The organism is Trueperaceae bacterium, assembly GCA_036381035.1.
In the GTDB taxonomy this organism is placed as follows: domain Bacteria; phylum Deinococcota; class Deinococci; order Deinococcales; family Trueperaceae; genus DASRWD01.
Genome location: DASVDQ010000084.1, coordinates 1 through 19,323, shown reverse-complemented (window position 1 = coordinate 19,323; position 19,323 = coordinate 1). Strand labels below are relative to the sequence as shown.

Sequence of the window (19,323 nt, the reverse complement as noted above, 5' to 3'; positions counted from 1 at the left end):
GTCTTACCCGTGTCCCGGAGCCGAGTACCGGGATCGCTCTGGTGCTGAGGTTTCGTCCGCGCCCGCGGGCCCCTCCGTACTGTCCTCCGCATCGTCTTGAGATCCGGGCGCTTCGGGTGCTCGCGGCGGCTTGGGAGCGTAAGCGCGCAGGTGCTGACCCACCTGCTGATAGAAGTACGGCAGTGCCTGCTCCAGCTCCTCTAGGAACGTCCGGCGCCCGCTGAACTTGCCGGCGAGGTCCCTGATCAGGACCACGTCGAACGAGCTTGGCAAGGCGGTGACCCCCTCCGGCAGCAGCAGCGTGGCGTCAGCCCTCACGGCGGCCAGCGGCGCTTGGGTGGGAGGGATGCGCCCCGGCCAGTGTGTACGTACGTGGAAGCCATCGGGGTCCGTCTTGCTCAGCTGTCTCAGGAGCCAGTTGATCCTGCTGCTCGCCCGCTGCCTGTCTGAAGGAGCATCCAGGTTCATGGCGACCTCTATGGTTCGGCGCCGCAGGTCGCATCTCATCGATATGGGCGCAGCGGCATTGGGAACCGCGAAGGCGGTCTCGAGCTTGTACGCCGAGACGAGGCGCTCGGCGTCCTCCTTGAGGCGGAAAGCTGGGTCACGCTGCTCCTTGCGACTTAGCTTCAACGCCACGGCCTGCCCCAACTGGCGGGTGAGGAGCAACGCCAGATCCCTCGATTCCTGATGCCAGCCCTCCACGGTCTTCACGACCATGTCGCTCGGCCTCGACAACGGCGCCCCCGCCTGCACCCGGGCCACGAGCTCGCGCCACTCGGGATTCATCTGGTCGTGTGTCGAAGCCCCTACCGACGGGTGCGAGAAGTAGCGGATGGTCTCGGACAGGATGAACCTCTCGGCGGGGTTCTCCAGGTCGTCGGAGTCGACGAGCAGCAGAGCCTCCGTGAGGATGTGCATCCAGGACCAGTGGAGGAGCTGCACGTGTCGCACCATGCTCTTGGGCAACCGCACTGGGTGGTGCGTCGGCAGCGCCACGAACTGGTTGGAGATCGTGATGACAGCGGGAATCTGCTGGGCTTTGGCCAGCGCGACGTAGCGCCTGAGCTGCTCTTCGTCGAGCTCGGCCCTACCGATCTTCGCTTCGACGAGGGCCGACCACTTGACCTTGCCGCCACGCATGAGCAGCAGATAGCCGTCGGGCCTGCAGTCGGGCTCTGAATCCTTCGTCTGGAACTTCGTCTCCGTGTACCCGAGCAGCACGGACCGGCTGGATACCGACTGGCCGATCGTCGCCAGTAGTGCCTTGGCGAATGTCGGTACCGACTGAAGCGCGGCCAACAGGACGGACGTGGCCCTGACCTCACGACTGCTGTCGGCGACCACGGGAATCAGCCGGGCCGCCTCGCCCGACACGACGCCTGCAGGAAGTTCCATGCTCAGCCCCCCAGGTAGAGGTCGATCTAGACTGACGATACCCCCGGTCCTCGACGAAAGGTTCCGGATACTCCCGCTTTCATCCCGATTCGATGAGGCTGTGCGTTAGGCGGAGCGTACTCTCTCGAGCACCCTCGACCCGTGATGAGCCGCCCACACGCGGCCGTCCCTCCGGAGCAGGGTGACGGGAGCGTCGTACTCGGGGTAGCGCAGCGCGACCTCGCTCGGGCCGGCCATGAAGGCCGGCACCTCGACCGCGGGGAAGCCCACCGCGGCGCGCAGCGCGCCGGCCGCGTCCTCGAAGAGGCGCAGCCGGCCGTAGGGCTCGCCCGAGGCGTAGCTGCCGAGGACCTCCTCGACCTCGTGCGGCGCGGCCTCGTACGGCGCGGGCTCGTAGGCGGCGGCGTCGGGCGGCAGTCCCGCGTACGCCCCGATGGCGGTCGTGAAGGCCTTCTCGCTGGGCAGGCCGCCCAGGTTCGTCAGCACGACGGCGCCGACGCCGAGGTCCGGCACCCACCCGACGTAGCTGGAGACGCCCTTGAGCCCGCCGCTGTGCCCGACGAAGCGCAGGCCGCGGAGGTGGGCCTCGCGCAGGCCGCGTCCGTAGCGCGCTCCGGGCCCGCACCACGCCTCGCCCCTGGCCATCTCCCTCACGGACGCGGCGGGCACGCCGACGGCCTCGCAGAGCGGGCGGCCGTCTCCGCCGGGGGACTCGGGCGCCATGAGGAAGCGGACCCAGGTCCGCAGGTCGCGCAGCGTGGACTTGAGCATCCCGCCGCCCAGCATCCTGCCCGTCGTCTGCCACGCGGGCGAGCGTCGCACCTCGCCCCCCTCGTCGCGCTCGTAGAGCGTGGCGGCGTTGGCGTCGGCCATGACCCGGTCCAGGTCGAACGTGGTCCTCGTCATGCCGAGGGGCGCCAGCACGCGCTCCGCGAGGAACGCCTCGAGCGGCCGGCCCGAGGCGCGCTCGACGACCCCGCCGAGGAGGCAGTAGGCGTCGTTGCTGTAGCTGAAGAGCTCGCCCGGCTCGCCGAGGAGCTCCACGTTCGCGTTCAGGTACGCGACCAGGCCGTCGAAGGTCGCGACCTCGGCGGCGCGTCGCCCCAGCTCCTCCGGGCCGCCGGTCACCGTGGTCAGCGCCTCGCGCAGCGTGGGCGCCGACGCTGCCGCGTCCCCGGCCTGGCTCGCGGCGCGCAGCCACGTCATCGTCGGCGTCGGCGGCAGGCCGCTCGTGTGGCTGAGGAGGTGGCGGAGCGTGGCCGGCCGTCGGTGCTCCCAGAGGGTGAACGGGAGGTGCTCGGTCACGGGGTCGTCGAGGCGCAGCAGGCCGTCCGCCGCCAGCGCCTGGACGGCGAGGGCCGTGAACGACTTCGTGACCGAGGCGATGCCGCAGATCGTGTCGGCGTCGATGGGCGCGCGGGCCTCGCGGTCGCGGTGGCCGATGCCCGCCTCGTAGAGCACCTCGTCGCGGGTGAAGAGCGTGACGGCCAGGCCGGGAGCGCCCGTGCGCTCGGCCAGCGACCGCAGCGCCTCGTCGAGGCGTCCCAGGTCCGCGCGGCTCGGTCGGCGGAGGCCGCTCGAGCTCCCCCGTCGCGGCTCGCCGCGGCTCACTGCGTGCGCACGTCGGCGGCGTCGCGCAGGGCGTCGCCGACGAAGTTGAAGGCCAGGACGGAGACGACGATGAGCGCGCCGGGCGCGAGCAGCCAGGGGTAGAGCCGCAGGGCCTCGAAGCTCTGCGCGTCCTTCAGCAGCAGGCCCCAGGACGTCATGGGCTCCTTGATGCCGAGGCCGAGGAACGACAGCGTGCTCTCGCCCAGGATGTAGCCGGGCAGCGCCAGCGTGGCCGCGACGATCAGGTACGAGGTCAGGTTCGGGACGACGTGCTTGACGACGATAGACACGTCGCGTGCGCCCAGCGCCCTGGCGGCGGACACGAAGTCGACCTCGCGCACGGCCAGCACCTGGCCCCTGACGACGCGGGCGAGGCTGGCCCAGCCGATCACGGCCAGGACCGCCACGATCCCCGCGTACACCCACGTGGACGGCCACGACGGCGGGATCACGGTGGCGAGGGCGAGCAGTATGGGCAGCCGCGGGAACGAGAGCAGCACCTCGATGAACCGCTGCAGGACCTGGTCGACCCAGCCTCCGTAGTAGCCGGACAGGCCGCCGATGAAGATGCCGATGGCGAAGGAGATGGCGATGCCGATGATCCCCACGGTCAGTGACACCTGCGAGCCGACGAGGACGCGCGAGAGGAGGTCGCGGCCGAAGCGGTCGGTGCCGAGCGCGAAGAACGTGCCGCCCTCGACGCCGAAGAGGTGCCTGTCGCTGGGTATGAGCCCGAGGAACCGGTAGGGATCGCCCCTCACGAACAGGCGCAGCGGCAGCCGCTCGCTGGTGTCCTCGACGAAGCGGCGGCGGAACGTCACGGGGTCGCGCTCCTGCACCATCGGGCGCACGTACGGCCACACCAGCCGGCCCTCGTGGAGGAAGTGCAGCCGCTGCGGCGGCTGGTAGACCGCTGGGTACTGCCGCGTTATCGAGTACGGCGCGAGGAACTGCGAGAACAGTGCGATGAGGTACAGGACGACGAGCACGACGCCGCCGACCATGCCCGACCGCGAGCGCCGGAACCGGCGCCACGCCAGCTGGAGCGGCGTGCGCCCCTCGCCGCGGTGTCGCGTGCGGCGACGAAGGAGGCGTTCGGGCTCGCTCACGGGCGGGCCCCCGCCCGCGGCGGCGGGGTCGCTCCGGCGCGGCGCCCGACGACGGCGGTTCTCGCGCGGCCCTCAGTCATAGCGGATCCGCGGGTCGATCCAGGCGAGGGCGATGTCGGCCAGGAGGTTGCCCGCCATCAGCAGGACGCTGGAGAGCAACAGGAGCGACATCGCGACGTACTGGTCCTTGTTGATCAGCGAGTCGTAGAGCAGCGGCCCGATCGTCGGGAGGTTCAGGACGATGCTGGCGATGATCGTCCCGTTGATCAGCTCGGGCAGGCTGAGGCCGGCGAGCGAGACCAGCGGGTTGAGCGCGGTGCGCACGGCGTGCCTGTTGATGACCCGGCGCTCCGGCAGGCCCTTCGAGCGGGCCGTGCGCACGTAGTCGGCGTTCAGCACGTCGAGAAGGTTCGCGCGCATCTGCCTCATGACCGCGGCGATGCTGCCCGTGCCGATCGCCAGCACCGGTATCCACATGTGGTTGAGGAAGTCGAGGAACCTAGCCCAGCTCCACGGCGCGGCGATGTACTGCGGGCTGAACAGCCCGCCCACGTTCGTCCCGCCGGACTGCAGCACCAGCGACACGAGCAGCAGCGCCACGAGGAAGTCGGGGGTGGCGAGGCCGACGTAGCCCACGAAGCTGGCGAAGAAGTCGGTGACGCCGTTGCGCCGCAGGGCCGTGTAGATGCCGAGCGGCACGGCCACGACCCAGGCGAAGACCATCGTGATGCCGGCCACGAGCACCGTCCACCACAGGCGCTCGCCGATCACGCTCCACACCGGCCTGTTGGCGAAGAAGCTGAAGCCGAAGTCGCCGCGCGCGACGATGCCGCCCACCCAGCGCAGGAACTGCTCGTGAGCGGGCCGGTCGAGGCCGAGCTGCTGCTGGATGCGCGCCACCTGGGCGGGGCTCATGCGCGGGTCCTCGAGGTAGCGGTCGGTGAACGACCCGGGCGCGATCTGGATGACGAAGAAGCAGACGACCGACACCAGGAACAGCGTCGGGACCATCACGGCGATGCGCCTGATCACGTAGACAAGCACGGGCCCTCCGCGCCCTCGCCCGGCTCCGCTGCGCGGCCTGTGCCGCCGCCTGGTACGGCCGCGCGGTCCGTGCTGCCGCCTTGCGCGGCCGGGTGGGCTCTGCCGCCGCCGTAGACGACCGGGCGGGCGAGGAGCTCCCTCGCCCGACCCGGCGTTGGACCGACTGCGACTCTACCGCCCCGTCGTCACTGCTCGACGGTGTAGAGCGGGACGGGGTTGTACCCGGGGATGACGCCCAGGCTGTAGACGAAGTTGCCGACGTGGTCCCACACGGCGGCGACGTTGGTGGGCTTGGCGATCATGATCACGGGCGCGTACTCGGCGTTGAGGCGCTGCCACTCCTTGTAGAGCGCGACGCGCGCCGCCTGGTCGACCATGACCGTGCCCTGGTCGAAGATCTCGTAGACCCGGCGCTCCCAGTCGGCCATGGCGTCGAAGTTCGGCTCGCCGCCCGGCTCGGCCGGCTGGGTGGAGCGGTGCCAGTAGTAGAGCGCGCCGCCCGGCTGCCAGATGGGCTTGCGGAGCTCGGGGTCGGGCTGGTTGCCCAGCGCCACGATGATCGCCTGGTAGTCGCCGGCGAGGCCCGTCGAGAGCAGCGCCGCGTTCTGCACGGCGACGAGGTCGGCCTGGATGCCGATCTGCGCGAAGTCGTTCTGGACGATCGTGGCGATGTCGGTGAAGGTCTGCGAGTCGGAGGCGTAGGTGAGGCCGAACTGCAGGTTCGGTCCGCCGCCCGGCATGTTGCGGATGCCGTCGCCGTCGCTGTCGACCACGCCCAGCGCGTCGAGGGCCGCGGCGGCGGCCTCGAGGTCGTACATGTTCATGAGGCCGGTGGTGTCCTCGTAGAACGTGCCGTCGGCGGGTGCGGTAGGCGTGCCGGGGAGCGTGGCGAGGCCGTTGTAGACGTCGTCGATCACGCGCTGGCGGTTGACGGCGAACTCCATGGCCTTGCGGAACTCGTGGTTCGAGAACAGCTCGCCGAAGGTCGGGTCGTCGAAGTTGAAGGCGACGTGGGGCGGCGAGCCGAACAGCGCGTCGCTGACGACGACGTGGAAGCCGGAGCCCTGCTGCTCCAGGTCCTTGAAGTTCGGGAACTGCGCGCCCGAGATGTTGAGCTGGTCGAGGTTGCCGGCCAGGAACTGCGCCGTCTGGGCCTCGGTGCCCTGCACCACGAGGTAGCGGAGCTCCTCGAGGTACGGGAGCTGCGTGCCGGCGGTGTCCTGCTTCCAGTAGTTCGGGTTGCGCCGCAGGACCACGAGCTGGCCGGGCGTGTAGCTCTCGTACATGAACGGACCGGTGCCCACGACCTCCGAGAGGTCGACGTCGGTCGGCCAGGCGTTGTTGATGTCGCCGGGCTGGGCGCCGCCCTCGACGCTGAACTCCAGCAGCTTGTGCTTCGGCATGATCGGGAAGCGCTGCTGCAGCAGGAACGCGGCGGACGGGGCCGGGAGCGTCATGACGACGGTGTTGTCGTCGGGCGCCTCGAAGGTCACCTGACGCTGCTCGCCCTCGACGGTGAACGTGAACTGGGCGGCGTCGCCGGCGCGCGCCTCGGGGTTCGCGATGATGTTCTCGTAGGTGAACACGACGTCCTCGGCCGTGAAAGGCTCGCCGTCGTGCCACGTGACGCCCTCGCGCAGGTGGAAGGTGTAGACGGTGCCGTCCTCGGAGACGTCCCAGCTCGCCGCCAGGCCCGGCTCGAGCTCGTAGGTCTCGAGGTTGAACTCGACGAGGGAGTCGAACACCTGGCCGGTGAGGGTCTGGGTGGCGTTGTCGATCTGCGCGTAGTAGAGGAACGTGGGCGGCGCCGCCCCGAGCGGCAGGGTGATGCTGCCGCCTACGGTGCCGGGCTCCATGCCCAGGCTCGAGTAGTCCACGACCTTCGGCTGCGCCAGGGCCGCGCCGGCCAGGGCGAGCAGCGCGGCCACCAGCACGGTCAAGCGGTTTCTGCGGTGCATCCGGTACCTCCAAGGTTTCGCCTTCGCGAACGGCTGCGCCAGGATAGACCAGCCCTGTACCACTCACAAGGGGTGACGGGGAGCATTAAGAGACCGGCGGGGGCCGGCCGTGCTCTCCCCTGACCGGCGGCAGGACGTAACGAGCCCCGTCAGGATGGTATAGAAGTGGTACGCAACCACTCGACGGCGACGGCGTCCGACGAGCGAGGCGCCCGTGGCGAGGAGGCTGGTCGATGGCGGGCAGCACTGTGAGCGAGCGGGCGGCGTCGGGGGCGCCTTCGGGCCGGTCTGGCCGCGCGGCGGCGACGCGCGCGGCCGGTCTCGAGCTCACCGTCGACAAGTCTCTGCCCACGCCCGCCTACCTGCAGCTCCGCGACCAGCTCGCCAGGGCCATCGCCGACGGCGACCTGCCCGCCGGCGCGGCCCTGCCGTCGGAGCGCGGCCTGGCCCTCGGCCTGGGACTCTCGCGCATGACGGTGAGGCGCGCCTTCGAGGAGCTCGTCGCCGCCGGTGTCGTCGAGCAGCGCCAGGGCTCCGGCACGTTCGTCAGGCCGCGCCCGGTGGAGCAGGTCATCGACCGCGTCCTCGGCTTCACCGACGAGGCGCGCAACCTCGGCTTCCAGCCGGGCGCCCGGCTCCTCGCCGCCGAGGTCGTGCCCGCCGACGACCACACGGCCCACGCTCTCGGCCACGACGTCGGCACGCCGGTGCTGAGGCTGACCAGGCTGCGCACCGCCACGGGCGAGCCCCTCGCCCTGCAGGACGCCTATCTGCGCAGCGACCTGGCGGGCCTCTCCCTCGAGCGCCTGGCCGAGACCGGCAGCCTCTACAGGACCCTGGAGGGCCAGTTCGGCATCAAGCCGTCGAGGGCCCGGCAGACGATCGCCGCTCGCCTGCCGACCGAGCACGAGTGCCGCGTCCTCGGCATCGCGCGCTCCGTGCCGGTGCTGGCCCTCGAGCGCACCACGCACGGCGACGACGGCCGCCCCTTCGAGTTCGTCCGCAGCGCCTACCGGGGCGACATCTACCGCATGGCCCTCGACCTCCGGTCGTACTGAGGTGAGCAGCGCGGTGGACCGGCACGGCCGCGCCGTGGACCGGCCCGGCCCCCTCGTGATCAGGCCGCTCTCCCCCGCCGAGGCCGAGCGCGTGCCGGAGCTGTGGAACGCCGCCTGGGCGCGGCTGCCGGCCAACCCCTACCCGCTCTCCGCGGCGCTGTGGCGCGAGCGCCTGGCGTCACGTCATCACGATCCCTCCTTCCTCCTCGGCGCGTTCGCGGGCGGCGAGCTCGCCGGCTACGCGCACGGGAAGCTGCCGGCCTCGCCCTGGCAGCCACGGGGCGCGGCCTGGGTCTCCTCGCTCGCCGTGCCGGTCGAGCACCAGGGCCGCGGCATCGGCTCGGCCCTCCTCGACGCGCTCCTGGACCGCCTCGCCGCCGCGGGCGCCCGCGAGGCGCGGTTCGGCTCGGACGCCGACCACCTCCTCCCCGGCGTGCCGCTGGAGGCGCCGCCGGCGGCGTGGCGGCTGCTGAGGCGACGGGGCGCGCGCTTCGCCGCTCTCGAGCACGACCTGCACCTCGACCTGCGCCCACCGCTGCCGGAGGCGCCCATGCCCACCGGCTGGCGTCTGCGGGACGACGACCCCCAGGGCGCGCTGGGGTTCGTGACCCGCGCCTTCCCGGGCCGCTGGGCCGAGGAGGTGGCCTCTTACCTGGCGGGCGGCGCCACCGCGTTCACGGTAGAGCGCACGAGCGCTCATCCGGGTGGCGCCTCGGCAGGAGCCGAGGGGTTCTGCGTCGCGTTCCTGGGCCGCGAGAGCGTCACCTCGCCGGGCCTGCACTGGTCCGCCGCGCTGGAGCGCGAGCTCCCCGGCGGACGGCTGGGCGCGATCGGGCCGCTCGGCGTGGCGCCCGAGGCTCGCGGCGGCGGCGTCGGGCTCGCCATGGTGCGCGGCGCGGCGGCGGCGCTGCGCCAGCGCGGGGTCACCGACGTCATCATCAACTGGACGACCCTGGGCGCCTTCTACGGCCGCCTGGGCGCGCGGGCCTGGCGCACCTACCAGCGGGCGCAGGCGCCTCTGCCGGCCGGGCGGAGCGGAGGAGGGACGTGAGCACCGAAGCGATCGACCCGCGGTACGCGGGCCTCGACACCTGGGACACCGGCAGGATCCTCGCGGCCGTGACGGCTGCCAACGCGCGAGCGATCGCCGCCGTGGAGCGCGCGCTGCCGGCCCTGACGCGGGCCGCCGAGGGCGTCGAGGCGCGTCTGGCCGCGGGCGGGCGGCTGGTCTACGTGGGGGCGGGCACGTCCGGCCGCCTGGGCGTCCTCGACGCGGCCGAGCTGGCGCCGACGTTCGGTTACGACGACGCCGTCGTCCTGATGGCGGGCGGCGGCGAGGCGCAGTCGCGGGCGAAGGAGGGCGCCGAGGACGACGTCGAGGCGGCCGTCGACGACCTGGAGCGCGCCGGCGTGGGCCGCGACGACGCCGTCGTGGGGCTGGCGGCGAGCGGGCGCACGCCCTACACGGTCGCCGCCGTGCGGCGCGCCGGGGCGCTGGGGGCCTTCACCGTCGGCATCGCGAACAACCCCGGCACCCCCCTGCTCGAGGCCGCCCAGGTGGGCGTGCTGCTCGACACGGGGCCAGAGGTGCTGGCCGGCAGCACCCGCCTGGCGGCGGGGACGGCGCAGAAGGCCGCCCTGAACGCTCTCTCGACGGCCGTGATGGTCCGCCTGGGCGGCTCGTACGACAACCTCATGGTCGGGATGCGCCCGCTGAACGCCAAGCTCGTCGAGCGGGCGGCCGGGATCGTCGCCCGCGCCACCGGGCGGAACGTCGAGGAGGCGCGGGAGCTGCTACGGCGCGCGGACCGGGACATCCGCGTGGCGATCGTCATGGGCCTCACGGGTGTCGACGCCGCGGCGGCTCGTGCGGCACTGGAGGCGAGCGGCGGCCGCGTCAGGGCCGCCGTGAACGCGCTGGGCTGAGGCGAGAGAGCGCCCGTGCCGGGTCGGCCGCGCGGCGGCGGGTGATGCTCGCGTTGGTCGGCTGCTGTACGCCCACAGCAGGGCAGTGCGCGCCGAACGCGCCAGCTAGATGGCGCCGAGCAGCGCTCCCACGGCCGGCTCGAGGTCGGCGCCGAGGCCCTCGAGGCGCGCGACCGGCACGCCCTCGCGGTCGAGGACCGTCACGACGTTCGAGTGCGCGAACGTGCCGTCGCCGAGGTCGCGGTACTGCACGCCGAGCAGCGCCGCGAGCTGCCGCGTCTGCAGCGGCGAGCCGACCAGCCAGTGCCACCCGTCGCGCTCGAGGCCCTTGCTCGCCGCGTAGGCCTTGAGCTTGGCGGGCGTGTCCACCTCGGTCGCGAACGAGACCATCACGAACTGGACCTCGCCCCTCAGCTCGGCGGGCAGGGCGCCCTCGATGTCCTCGGCGGCCTTGACGAGCAGCGGACAGGCCGTGGTGCAGTCGCCGTAGAACATCACGAACACGGAGGGCCGGCCGCGCAGGTCGGGCAGCGCGAAGGCCGCGCCGTCCTGGTCTGTCCAGGCGCTGGACAGGTGGAAGAGCGACGTGCCGGGCAGCTCGCCCGCGGGCAGCGCCGACTGGTGGGCCTCGTGGTGGCCCGCCGGCGGTGCGATGTGGGCGCGTGCCGAGACGTGCTCGGCCCGCATGCCGGAAGCGGTCATGGTGGCAGCGTGGCCGGTGGCAACGTGGTCGTCATGGGAGGCGTGGAGGCCGTTCTCGGTGGGTGCCAGCCCGGCGGCGCCGTCCTCGCCGCAGGCGGCCAGGAGCGGGGCGAGGGCGGCCGCGGTGGCCGTGAGCAGGGCGCGCAGGGTGCGGTTCATGTCCCCTCTCCTCAGGAGGCGCAGCGGAAGCCGAGGCCGCCGCCGGCGTAGTCGCCGCTCAGGCCGCTGCGGAACGCGTAGCGCAGGAAGGCGGCGTAGTCGCTGGTGTCCGCTGCCCCGGCCGAGCCGCCGCCGCACAGGAGCTGGAGTCGCCGGTCGCCGGCGGAGCGGCTGTCCGCGGTGTTGAGCGCGGCGCCCACGTCGAACACCCACTCCCAGACGAGGCCGTGCATGTCGTACACGCCGTAGGCGTTGAGCTCGCCGCGGCCCACGGGTCCGGGCACTGGAGCGCGGCCGTTCACGAGGGCGAGCACCCGCTCGCGGTAGCCCGGCTCGAGGTAGCCGTCCGCCAGCCGCTCGCCGGCGCGGGCGACGAGCTCCCACTCGGCCTCGGTGGGCAGGCGGGCGCCGCGCGCCTCGCAGTAGGCGGCAGCGGCGAACCAGGAGACGTTCGTCACCGGCGCGTCGGGGTCGGCCGCACCGAGGCCGCCGTCCTCGCCCCAGTGGGCGAGGTAGCCCTCGGTCGCGAAGATGCGGGGCACGGCGCCCTTGGCCCACTCCGGGTGCTCCCGCACGAAGGCGAGGAACCGGGCGTTGGTCACCGGGGTCGCGTCGATCGCGAACGGCGCCACGGTCGCCAGCTCCTCGCCCTCGACGGGGAAGAGCAGGGCCACCTCGCCGCCAGTCACCTGCACCATCGCGGCGGCTGCGACGTGCGCGGTCTCGGCGCGAGCGTCGAAGGCGACGGCCAGCGCGGCGAGCGCGAGCAGGGCGGCGGCGAGGCGGCTCATCGAGGGTCCCTTCCGGTCTCCTGCCGGTCAGTACCCGGCGGTGGCTTCGGGGTGGTAGGGCCTGACGTCGATGCGGCCGCTGTAGACCACGGGGTCCGCCTCGCCCGTCACGACCAGGCTGCCGATGGCGCCCTTGTTGAAGGCGCGGAAGATCGAGTGGTCGACCAGCGTGAGGGAGGCGGGGACGTTGGTGTCGAACTCCACCACGGCCGCGCCGCCGGCAGGGATCAGCGTGGTCTGGATGTCGCGGTTCACGATCGCGCCGCCCTCGAGCCAGACGCGGTCGAACACGTCGCCGATCACGTGGAAGCTGCTGGTGAGGTTCGGGCCGCCGTTGCCGACGAAGAGCCTCACGGTCTCGCCCACCTTGGCCTGCATGGCGTTGTCGCCCGTGAGCGAGCCGACGCGCCCGTTGAACACCACGTAGGCGGCGTCCTCGTCGATGGCGCGCAGCATGTCGAACTCCTGGAGGCCGGGCTCGCCGAAGTCGCCCTTGGTGTAGAAGTCGCCCTGCATCACGTAGTACTCGCGGTCGACGGCGGGGAAGCCCTCCTTGGGCTCGACGACGATCAGGCCGTACATGCCGTTGGCGATGTGCATGCCCACCGGCGCCGTGGCGCAGTGGTAGACGTACACGCCCGGGTTGAGCGCCGTGAACGAGAACGTCGCCTGCTGTCCGGGGGCGATGAGCGTGGCCTCGGCGCCGCCGCCCTGGCCGCTCACGGCGTGCAGGTCGATGTTGTGCGGCATCAGGCTCGACGGGTGGTTCTGGAGCGTGAAGGTCACGTAGTCGCCCTCGCGCACGCGGATCATGGGCCCCGGCACGCTGCCGCCGAAGGTCCAGAACCGGTACTCGACGCCGTCGGCGATCTCCATGACCTTCTCGACGACCTCGAGCTCCACCTGGACGTGGGCGCGGTAGTCGCGGTCCACGGGCGGGGCGGCGTGGGGAGCGTAGCCGAGCGCTCCCTTGATCACGGGCAGGTCGGCGACGGGGACCTGGTCCTCCTCGTCGGCGCGCAGCGCGCGCTCGGCCCAGACGGCGTTGATCGTCAGGTCGTGCGCCGCGTGCGCGGGCGTCTCGGCCAGCGTGAGCTGGACGCGAGGGTCGTCAGCGGGCGGTTCGACGGCGTTCGCGTCGCGCCCGCCGAACAGGGCGAGCACGACGGCGAGCGCGACGACGAGGGCGGCGCCCCCGACGATCGCTCCCGCATGCAGGTTCCCGCTCTTGTCTCTCATCGCCTTCCTCCTACGGCCGGTGTTCCGGCTTCTTCTCCCGTTCGGGTCCGGGGGCGGGTCGCGCCTAAACCCGGACATCTATGTCCAAGTTAGGTGTGCGGCCGCGTCTCGGTAAGGGACAATTGTCGTCCAGGACATATGTCCTGCGCGTCGGTCCCGCGCGCAGCGGCCGCGCCGGCACGGGCGACCGTGCGCTCCCGGCGCCCTCGGCGGCGACCCGGCGGCGGGAAGGGCTGGTGCTAGCATCCGGCCGTGGGACAGCCCTCACGGGACTCCCTCGCCGGCGCCGGCGTGAGGACGCTGCTGCGCCGCGAGGAGAGCTACGCGGTACACGTGATCGTCTACGTCGCCGAGAACCCCGGCGCCAGCAGCTCGCGCATCGCCGAGGACCTGGAGTTCCCCCCGGCGTTCCTCGCGAAGGTGCTGGCGCGACTGTCGAAGGCAGGCTACGTGGAGAGCCGGCCGGGGCGCGCGGGGGGCGTGAGGCTCGTCGTCGACCCGGCCGACCTCTCACTGCTCGACGTCATCCAGACGGTCTCCGGTCCGGTGCTGATGGACACCTGCCAGACGAGGCAGCGCTGCGCGACCCAGCAGCGCAAGGGCTTCTGCAGCGTCAACGGCATGTGGGTGCGCACCACGCTGCTCGTGCACGAGGCCTTCGCCAGCGTGAAGATGGCCGACCTCATCGACCCGCCGGCCCTCGAGCGGCTGCGGGCCCAGCTCCCCGGCGCGAGCGCGAGCGGGGCGGAGGGCGCGCGTGCCTGAGCGGTCGCGCGCCGCGAGCCGGAGGGCGTCCCCGCCCGAGCGGTCGCGCGCCGGCCGGTGGGCAGGCACCCGTGCCTGAAGGGTCGCCCGGCCGGGCGGCGAGCTGGCGCGACGAGGCCGCCTGGGCGACCGCCTGGCGCGCCCTGGAGCGGCACCGCGAGGCGCTGGCCGGCTTCAGCCTGAGGCGCGCCTTCGCCGAGGACCCGGGCAGGTTCGCTCGCCTCTCGCGACGGCTCGAGCTCGGTGCCACGGAGATGCTGGTCGACTACAGCAAGCACCTGGCCACCGACGAGACCCTGGCGCTGCTCCTCGACCTCGCCCGCGCCTCCGGCCTCGAGCGGGCCAGGGAGGCGATGTTCGCGGGCGAGCGCATCAACGTCACGGAGGACCGCGCGGTGCTGCACGTCGCGCTGCGCGACCTCTCGGGCCGACCGGTCGTCGTGGACGGCGTGGACGTGATGCCGGCCGTGCGCGACGTCCAGGAGCGCATGCGCGCGTTCGTCGCGCGCGTCCACTCCGGCGCGTGGCGCGGCTTCTCCGGCGAGCGCATCACCGACGTCGTGAACATCGGCATCGGCGGCTCGCACCTCGGCCCGCAGATGGCGGTGCGCGCCCTCGAGCCCTACGCCGTGCCGGGCGTGCGCGTGCGCTTCGTGTCGAACGTCGACGGCGCCGCGATCGCGCGCGAGCTCGCGGCCCTCGACCCCGCCAGGACCCTGTTCCTCGTCGCGTCGAAGACGTTCACGACGCAGGAGACGATGATGAACGCCCGCACGGCGCGCGCGTGGCTGGTGCGCGCCGCCGGGGACGAGGCCGCGGTGGCGCGGCACTTCGTCGCGCTCTCCTCGAACGTCGACGAGGCGGCGCGGTTCGGCATACCGGCCGAGGGCGTCTTCGAGTTCTGGGACTGGGTCGGCGGGCGCTACTCGCTCTGGTCGGCGATCGGCCTGTCGATCGCTCTCGCCGTCGGCTACGAGGGCTTCGCGCGCCTCCTGGCCGGGGCCCACGCCCTCGACGAGCACTTCAGGACCGCGCCGCTCGAGGAGAACGTGCCCGTCCTGCTGGGCCTGCTCGCGGTCTGGTACGTCGACTTCCTCGGCGCCCAGAGCCGCGCCGTCCTCCCCTACGACGAGTCGCTCGAGCACCTGCCCGCCTACCTGCAGCAGCTCGACATGGAGTCGAACGGCAAGCGCGTCAGGCGCCACGGCGCGCCCGTCACCTACGCCACCGGGCCCGTGGTGTGGGGTCAGCCGGGCACGAACGGCCAGCACGCCTTCTTCCAGCTCCTCCACCAGGGCACCGTCCTGGTGCCGGCCGACTTCATCGCGTTCGCCGCGCCGCACCACGACCTCGTCGAGCACCACCGCGCGCTGCTGGCGAACTTCGTCGCCCAGACCCAGGCCCTGATGCGCGGACGCACCCTCGAGGAGGCGCGCGCCCAGGTGGGCGGCGACGAGCTCCTCGCGGCGGCCAAGACGTTCCCCGGCGACAGGCCCTCGACCTCGATCGTCATGCCCAGGCTCACGCCGGAGGCGCTGGGCGCGCTGGTAGCGCTGTACGAGCACCAGGTGTTCGTGCAGGGCGTCGTGTGGGACGTCAACTCGTTCGACCAGATGGGCGTGGAGCTGGGCAAGGAGCTGGCCAAGGACCTGCTGCCGCGCCTGCGGCTCGGCGGCGAGGGGGGCGAGGCGGAGAGGGGCGGCGGCCCCGGCGGCCTCGGCGGCGAGGCGGAGGCGGAGGGCGACCTCGACGCGTCGACGGCCGGGCTACTCGCCTACCTCGCGGAGCGCGCCGGCGGAGGTTGAGGGTCCGCGCGCACGGCGGCCTGGCCGGTGATCCCGTGGCCGCAGCGGCCAGCCACCCGAAGGAGGTCGAGGGGCGGCACCGCCTCCTCGGGAGGCCGGCGACGGTACCGACCCGACACGCCGCGAGCCGGCCGCGACGGGTAGATTCAGGCGCATGGCGAAGAAGAAGGCCAAGAAGGGGGCGAAGGCCGACAAGCGAGTCGGAGCGGCGGGCGGCGACGAGCCGGCCGCCGCGGCGACCGCCGAGAAGCGGGCCGCCGCAGCGAACGCGGCGGGCAGCGGTGGGGCCAAGCCCGCCGGCGGCAGGCGGACGAGCGTCACGGCGCAGGTGCGCAGCAGCCGCAAGCGGAGGCAGCAGCGGGTGAACATCGCCGTGGGCGCCGGCCTGGCCACGGTGATCGTCACGGCCATCGCCGTCCAGGTGGTCAGGGAGGTGTCGCGCCCCGGGCAGCGCTTCCCCAGCCTCGGGAACCTCCACCTGGCGTCTATCAACACGCAGCACGTTCCCTACAACAGCGACCCGCCCACGTCCGGCCCGCACATGCCGACGATCGCGGCCTGGGGCTCGTACACGGAGCCGATCGCCGACGAGTACCTCGTCCACAACATGGAGGACGCCGGCGTCGTCATCTGGTACGAGATGGGCACGCCCGAGGAGAACGCCGAGAACGTCGCGGCGCTGGAGCAGGTGGCGCGCGGTTACAGGCGCGTGATCATCGTCCCGCGCGAGGACCTCGGCAGCAAGTACGCCCTCACGGCGTGGCAGCGGCTGCAGCGCTTCGACGAGATCGACGAGGCCGCCATGCGCCGCTTCATCGAGGCCTACGAGGGCATCGACCACCATCCGCGCTGAGGGTGCCGGTGCCGCCGGCGGCCGGCCCCAGGCAGGCTTCGGCTCCGGGGCCTGCCCGTCATATCGTGCCCCCGTGGCCACCTTCGCCGAGCTGGACGCCCTGGCGCGCTCGTTGCCCGAGGCCGAGGCGTTCCTCTCCTCCTCCGACAGGCCCGCGTACACGGTCCGCGGCAAGACGTTCCTGTTCCTGCGCCCACCGCGGAAGGACGCCGTCGACCCCGACACGGGCGAGCTTATGGACGACGTGCTCGTCTTCCGCACGCTGGGGCTGGCAGGCAAGGAGGAGTGGCTCTCCGACGAGTCGCTGCCGCTCTTCGCCACGCCGCACTTCGACGGCTGGCCGGGGGTGCTGCTGCGCGTGAGGGACCTCCCCGAGGTGCCCATGGAGTCGCTGAGGGCGCTTGTCTTCGAGGCCTGGCGAGCGCAGGCGCCCAAGAGCCTGGCGAAGCGGGCACTGGCGGACGGCTGGACCGGGCGGTCGGGCTAGCCGCGCGGGACACGCCCCCGGCGCGGGAAGGGCCGGCCGGCGGGGACGAGCGGCACGGCCGGCTGCCACACGCCCTCACAGACGCCCATGGGGCGAGTAGGGAGGCGGTAGCGTGTCGCCATCACACGATGCGCGACGGCGGGCCCGCACGTGCCGCCGCGCGCGGCGCGGAGGGCGTTCGTGAGGATCCTCGTCGTCGGCGGCACCGTGTTCGTGGGCAGGCACATCGTGGAGGCTGCCGTCGCGCGCGGCCACGAGGTCACGCTGTTCAACCGCGGGAACCGCCCGGCGCCCACCGGCGTGGCGCGCGAGCTGCGCGGCGACCGCGACTCCGACCTCTCCGCCCTCGACGAGGGCACCTGGGACGCCGTCGTCGACACCAGCGCCTACGTGCCCAGGCAGGTCAGGTACCTCGTCGACGCGCTGGGCGGCAGGGTCGGCAGCTACGCGCTCGTCTCGACGGTCAGCGTCTACGCCGACCAGACGCGGCCCCACCTCGACGAGGACGCCGCTCTCACCGCGCTCGAGGACGAGAGCGTCGAGGAGGTCACGAACGAGACCTACGGCGCGCTGAAGGCGCTGTGCGAGCGCGCGCTCGCCGAGGGCTTCGAGGGGCCCACGCTCGTGGTGAGGCCGGGGCTCGTCGCCGGACCCCACGACCCCACGGACCGCTTCACCTACTGGCCCGTGCGCTTCGCGCGCGGCGGCGACGTGCTGGTGCCGTCACGCCTCGAGACCCCGCTGCAGTGCGTCGACGCTAGGGCCCTGGGGAGCTGGACCGTGCGCGCCGTCGAGGACGGGCTCACCGGCACCTACAACGCGACCTCGGAGGCGGGCCGCTTCACGCTCGGCGCCCTCTTCGACGCGTGCCTCGCCCTCGCCCCGGCCGGGACGCGGGCAGTCCCCGTGGACGAGGGCTGGCTGCTCGAGCAGGGCGTGCGGCCGTTCTCCGACCTGCCGCTGTGGCTGCCCGGCGAGTACTCGAACTTCTTCCTCCTCGACGCCTCGCGTGCGCACGCCGCCGGGCTCGCGGACCTGCCGCTGGCGGACACCGCCGCCGACACGCTGGAGTGGTGGCGCGGCGCTGGCTCGCCCGAGCTCAAGACGGGCCTCGTGGCCGAGAGGGAGGGCGAGCTGCTCGCCAGGTGGCGGGCCGGACGCCCCGACTAGGCGGGACGGGCGCCCTGACAGGCGGCCCGAGCGCCCGGACTAGGCGGGAGGGCGCCGACACCAGCCGTGCCCGGCGGCGGGCCAGGCTCCCCGGTGAGGCGCGTCCGGTCGGCCGCCCCTCAGCCCTGGCCGCCCTCGAAGCGGTAGACGTCGTCGCACACGACCTCGAGGCTGAAGGCGACGCCGGTCGATGTGGTGGCCTCGAGGGTGAGCGTGGCAGTCTCGCCCTCCTCGACGACCCGGCTCTCGACCGTGCCCTCGCCCTGCGCCTCCCAGACGACGTAGCCCGCGCCGTCGGCGGCCATGTCGCCGAAGCCGATCACCACGTCGGGCGTGTCCACCTCGGGCGCGTCCGGTCCGCGGTGACCCGCCTGCACGCTGCTCGGCCAGGCCGTCTGGTCGTCGGCGAAGTACTGGACGTCGAACCAGCCGGGCTCGGGGAGGCCGAAGGCGCACAAGAAGAAGGTGACGTCGCTAAGGACGTACTCTCCCTCGTGCTCGCCGCCGGTGACGACGAGCCTCAGGTCTCCTGTCGAGCCGAACTGCGCCGCCCCGAACGGGACGAGCGCGGCCGCAGCGACGGCGCCGAGGGCCAGCGGGAGCGAGAAGCGGCGCCGGGCGGTGGGGGTACCCGGCGTGGTCATGGCGAGAATGTAGACAGGCTCACCCAGCCCCCTATGTGACGCCGGGTGACAGAGCGCGGACGTTCGCGTCGGCCGCGGGAGCGGCGCCGCCCGTGCGGGCGCGACCGTCCGGCTCCCGCTCGGGAGGCCTGTCCCGCGCGGTCCCGGTTCCGAGCCCCGTGCTGCGAGCCGCGCGCCGAGCTCACGCGCTCGGCAGGTCGAGGCCCCTCTCCCGCGCCACCCGCTTGGCGCGCTCGTAGCCGGCGTCGGCGTGGCGCATCACGCCCGTGCCGGGGTCGTTGAGCAGCACCCGCGCGAGGCGCTCGGCGGCGTCGTCGGAGCCGTCGGCCACCGTGACCTGGCCGGCGTGGAGCGAGTAGCCCATCCCCACCCCGCCGCCGTGGTGGAAGCTCACCCAGGCCGCGCCGGACACGGCGTTGAGCGCGAAGTTAAGGAGCGGCCAGTCGGCCACGGCGTCGGAGCCGTCGCGCATGGCCTCGGTCTCGCGGAAGGGGCTGGCGACCGAGCCGGCGTCGAGGTGGTCGCGGCCGATGACTATGGGCGCCTTGACCTCGCCCTTCCGCACCAGCTCGTTGAAGAGCAGGCCGGCCTTGTCGCGCTCCCC

The 19,323-nt window shown here is 73.0% G+C and carries 18 protein-coding genes; 8 read left to right on the top strand and 10 right to left on the bottom strand.

Translation table 11 applies throughout. From position 1 onward, the window contains the following. Positions 1-3: 3 nt before the first annotated feature. The 5 genes from VF202_09820 to VF202_09800 all read right to left on the bottom strand — a co-directional run bounded on the left by VF202_09820 (position 4) and on the right by VF202_09800 (position 7,120). Positions 4-1,398 (bottom strand): hypothetical protein, encoded by a 1,395-nt coding sequence (locus VF202_09820; GenBank protein HEX7040399.1) that lies wholly within the window; start codon positions 1,396-1,398, stop codon positions 4-6. 105 nt (positions 1,399-1,503) lie between these two features. Further along, positions 1,504-3,009, bottom strand: a complete 1,506-nt coding sequence (locus tag VF202_09815) for a serine hydrolase domain-containing protein (protein HEX7040398.1) — start codon at positions 3,007-3,009, stop codon at positions 1,504-1,506. After that, positions 3,006-4,118, bottom strand: coding sequence for an ABC transporter permease (locus VF202_09810; protein ID HEX7040397.1), 1,113 nt, complete (start codon positions 4,116-4,118; stop codon positions 3,006-3,008). The genes VF202_09815 and VF202_09810 overlap by 4 nt, the downstream gene beginning before the upstream one ends. A gap of 72 nt (positions 4,119-4,190) precedes the next feature. After that, the gene (locus VF202_09805; protein ID HEX7040396.1) at positions 4,191-5,162 is read right to left on the bottom strand and encodes an ABC transporter permease; all 972 of its coding nucleotides are present in this window, start codon (positions 5,160-5,162) and stop codon (positions 4,191-4,193) included. 185 nt (positions 5,163-5,347) lie between these two features. After that, on the bottom strand, positions 5,348-7,120 hold the full coding sequence (locus tag VF202_09800; protein HEX7040395.1) for an ABC transporter substrate-binding protein: 1,773 nt from the start codon (positions 7,118-7,120) through the stop codon (positions 5,348-5,350). Positions 7,121-7,353: 233 nt separating this feature from the next. On the opposite strand from VF202_09800, the gene VF202_09795 reads away from it, so the two are divergent. From VF202_09795 to VF202_09785, 3 genes are read left to right on the top strand one after another with little or no spacing between them, the layout of a single operon-like run. Continuing rightward, complete coding sequence (locus VF202_09795; GenBank protein ID HEX7040394.1) at positions 7,354-8,178, top strand: GntR family transcriptional regulator; 825 nt, start codon at positions 7,354-7,356, stop codon at positions 8,176-8,178. A gap of 13 nt (positions 8,179-8,191) precedes the next feature. Beyond that, positions 8,192-9,229, top strand: a complete 1,038-nt coding sequence (locus tag VF202_09790; GenBank protein ID HEX7040393.1) for a GNAT family N-acetyltransferase — start codon at positions 8,192-8,194, stop codon at positions 9,227-9,229. Further along, the gene (locus VF202_09785; GenBank protein HEX7040392.1) at positions 9,226-10,104 is read left to right on the top strand and encodes an N-acetylmuramic acid 6-phosphate etherase; all 879 of its coding nucleotides are present in this window, start codon (positions 9,226-9,228) and stop codon (positions 10,102-10,104) included. The genes VF202_09790 and VF202_09785 overlap by 4 nt, the downstream gene beginning before the upstream one ends. A 105-nt stretch (positions 10,105-10,209) precedes the next feature. Here VF202_09785 and VF202_09780 read toward each other — a convergent pair whose 3' ends face one another. The 3 genes from VF202_09780 to nirK are packed head-to-tail and all read right to left on the bottom strand — an operon-like array spanning position 10,210 to position 12,995. After that, positions 10,210-10,965, bottom strand: a complete 756-nt coding sequence (locus tag VF202_09780) for an SCO family protein (protein HEX7040391.1) — start codon at positions 10,963-10,965, stop codon at positions 10,210-10,212. A gap of 11 nt (positions 10,966-10,976) precedes the next feature. Beyond that, positions 10,977-11,756, bottom strand: a complete 780-nt coding sequence (locus VF202_09775) for an SUMF1/EgtB/PvdO family nonheme iron enzyme (protein HEX7040390.1) — start codon at positions 11,754-11,756, stop codon at positions 10,977-10,979. 27 nt (positions 11,757-11,783) lie between these two features. Then, positions 11,784-12,995, bottom strand: coding sequence for a copper-containing nitrite reductase (gene nirK, locus VF202_09770; GenBank protein ID HEX7040389.1), 1,212 nt, complete (start codon positions 12,993-12,995; stop codon positions 11,784-11,786). A 252-nt stretch (positions 12,996-13,247) separates the two neighbouring features. Here nirK and VF202_09765 point away from each other — a divergent pair, with 252 nt between their 5' ends. From VF202_09765 to VF202_09745, 5 genes are all read left to right on the top strand, one after another. Next, complete coding sequence (locus VF202_09765; protein HEX7040388.1) at positions 13,248-13,760, top strand: Rrf2 family transcriptional regulator; 513 nt, start codon at positions 13,248-13,250, stop codon at positions 13,758-13,760. Positions 13,761-13,831: 71 nt separating this feature from the next. Beyond that, entirely contained in the window at positions 13,832-15,565 is a 1,734-nt protein-coding gene (gene pgi, locus VF202_09760; GenBank protein ID HEX7040387.1) for a glucose-6-phosphate isomerase, read from the top strand. A 154-nt stretch (positions 15,566-15,719) separates the two neighbouring features. Then, positions 15,720-16,418, top strand: coding sequence for a DUF3105 domain-containing protein (locus VF202_09755; GenBank protein HEX7040386.1), 699 nt, complete (start codon positions 15,720-15,722; stop codon positions 16,416-16,418). Positions 16,419-16,491: 73 nt separating this feature from the next. Continuing rightward, complete coding sequence (locus VF202_09750; protein HEX7040385.1) at positions 16,492-16,905, top strand: hypothetical protein; 414 nt, start codon at positions 16,492-16,494, stop codon at positions 16,903-16,905. 180 nt (positions 16,906-17,085) lie between these two features. Continuing rightward, positions 17,086-18,075 (top strand): NAD-dependent epimerase/dehydratase family protein, encoded by a 990-nt coding sequence (locus VF202_09745; protein HEX7040384.1) that lies wholly within the window; start codon positions 17,086-17,088, stop codon positions 18,073-18,075. A 119-nt stretch (positions 18,076-18,194) separates the two neighbouring features. On the opposite strand, the gene VF202_09740 is transcribed toward VF202_09745, so the two are convergent. Together VF202_09740 and VF202_09735 are read right to left on the bottom strand one after the other, a co-directional pair. Next, on the bottom strand, positions 18,195-18,719 hold the full coding sequence (locus VF202_09740) for a hypothetical protein (GenBank protein HEX7040383.1): 525 nt from the start codon (positions 18,717-18,719) through the stop codon (positions 18,195-18,197). 181 nt (positions 18,720-18,900) lie between these two features. Further along, the coding region (locus VF202_09735) for a urocanate hydratase (GenBank protein ID HEX7040382.1) at positions 18,901-19,323 on the bottom strand (423 nt) is incomplete at its 5' end.

Coding starts and splice junctions, on each gene's coding strand:
- VF202_09740 (HEX7040383.1), bottom strand. CDS start 18,719: ATGACCACGCCGGGTACCCCCACCGCCCGGCGCCGCTTCTCGCTCCCG.
- VF202_09795 (HEX7040394.1), top strand. CDS start 7,354: ATGGCGGGCAGCACTGTGAGCGAGCGGGCGGCGTCGGGGGCGCCTTCG.
- VF202_09820 (HEX7040399.1), bottom strand. CDS start 1,398: ATGGAACTTCCTGCAGGCGTCGTGTCGGGCGAGGCGGCCCGGCTGATT.
- nirK (HEX7040389.1), bottom strand. CDS start 12,995: ATGAGAGACAAGAGCGGGAACCTGCATGCGGGAGCGATCGTCGGGGGC.
- VF202_09775 (HEX7040390.1), bottom strand. CDS start 11,756: ATGAGCCGCCTCGCCGCCGCCCTGCTCGCGCTCGCCGCGCTGGCCGTC.
- VF202_09800 (HEX7040395.1), bottom strand. CDS start 7,120: ATGCACCGCAGAAACCGCTTGACCGTGCTGGTGGCCGCGCTGCTCGCC.
- VF202_09780 (HEX7040391.1), bottom strand. CDS start 10,965: ATGAACCGCACCCTGCGCGCCCTGCTCACGGCCACCGCGGCCGCCCTC.
- VF202_09755 (HEX7040386.1), top strand. CDS start 15,720: ATGGCGAAGAAGAAGGCCAAGAAGGGGGCGAAGGCCGACAAGCGAGTC.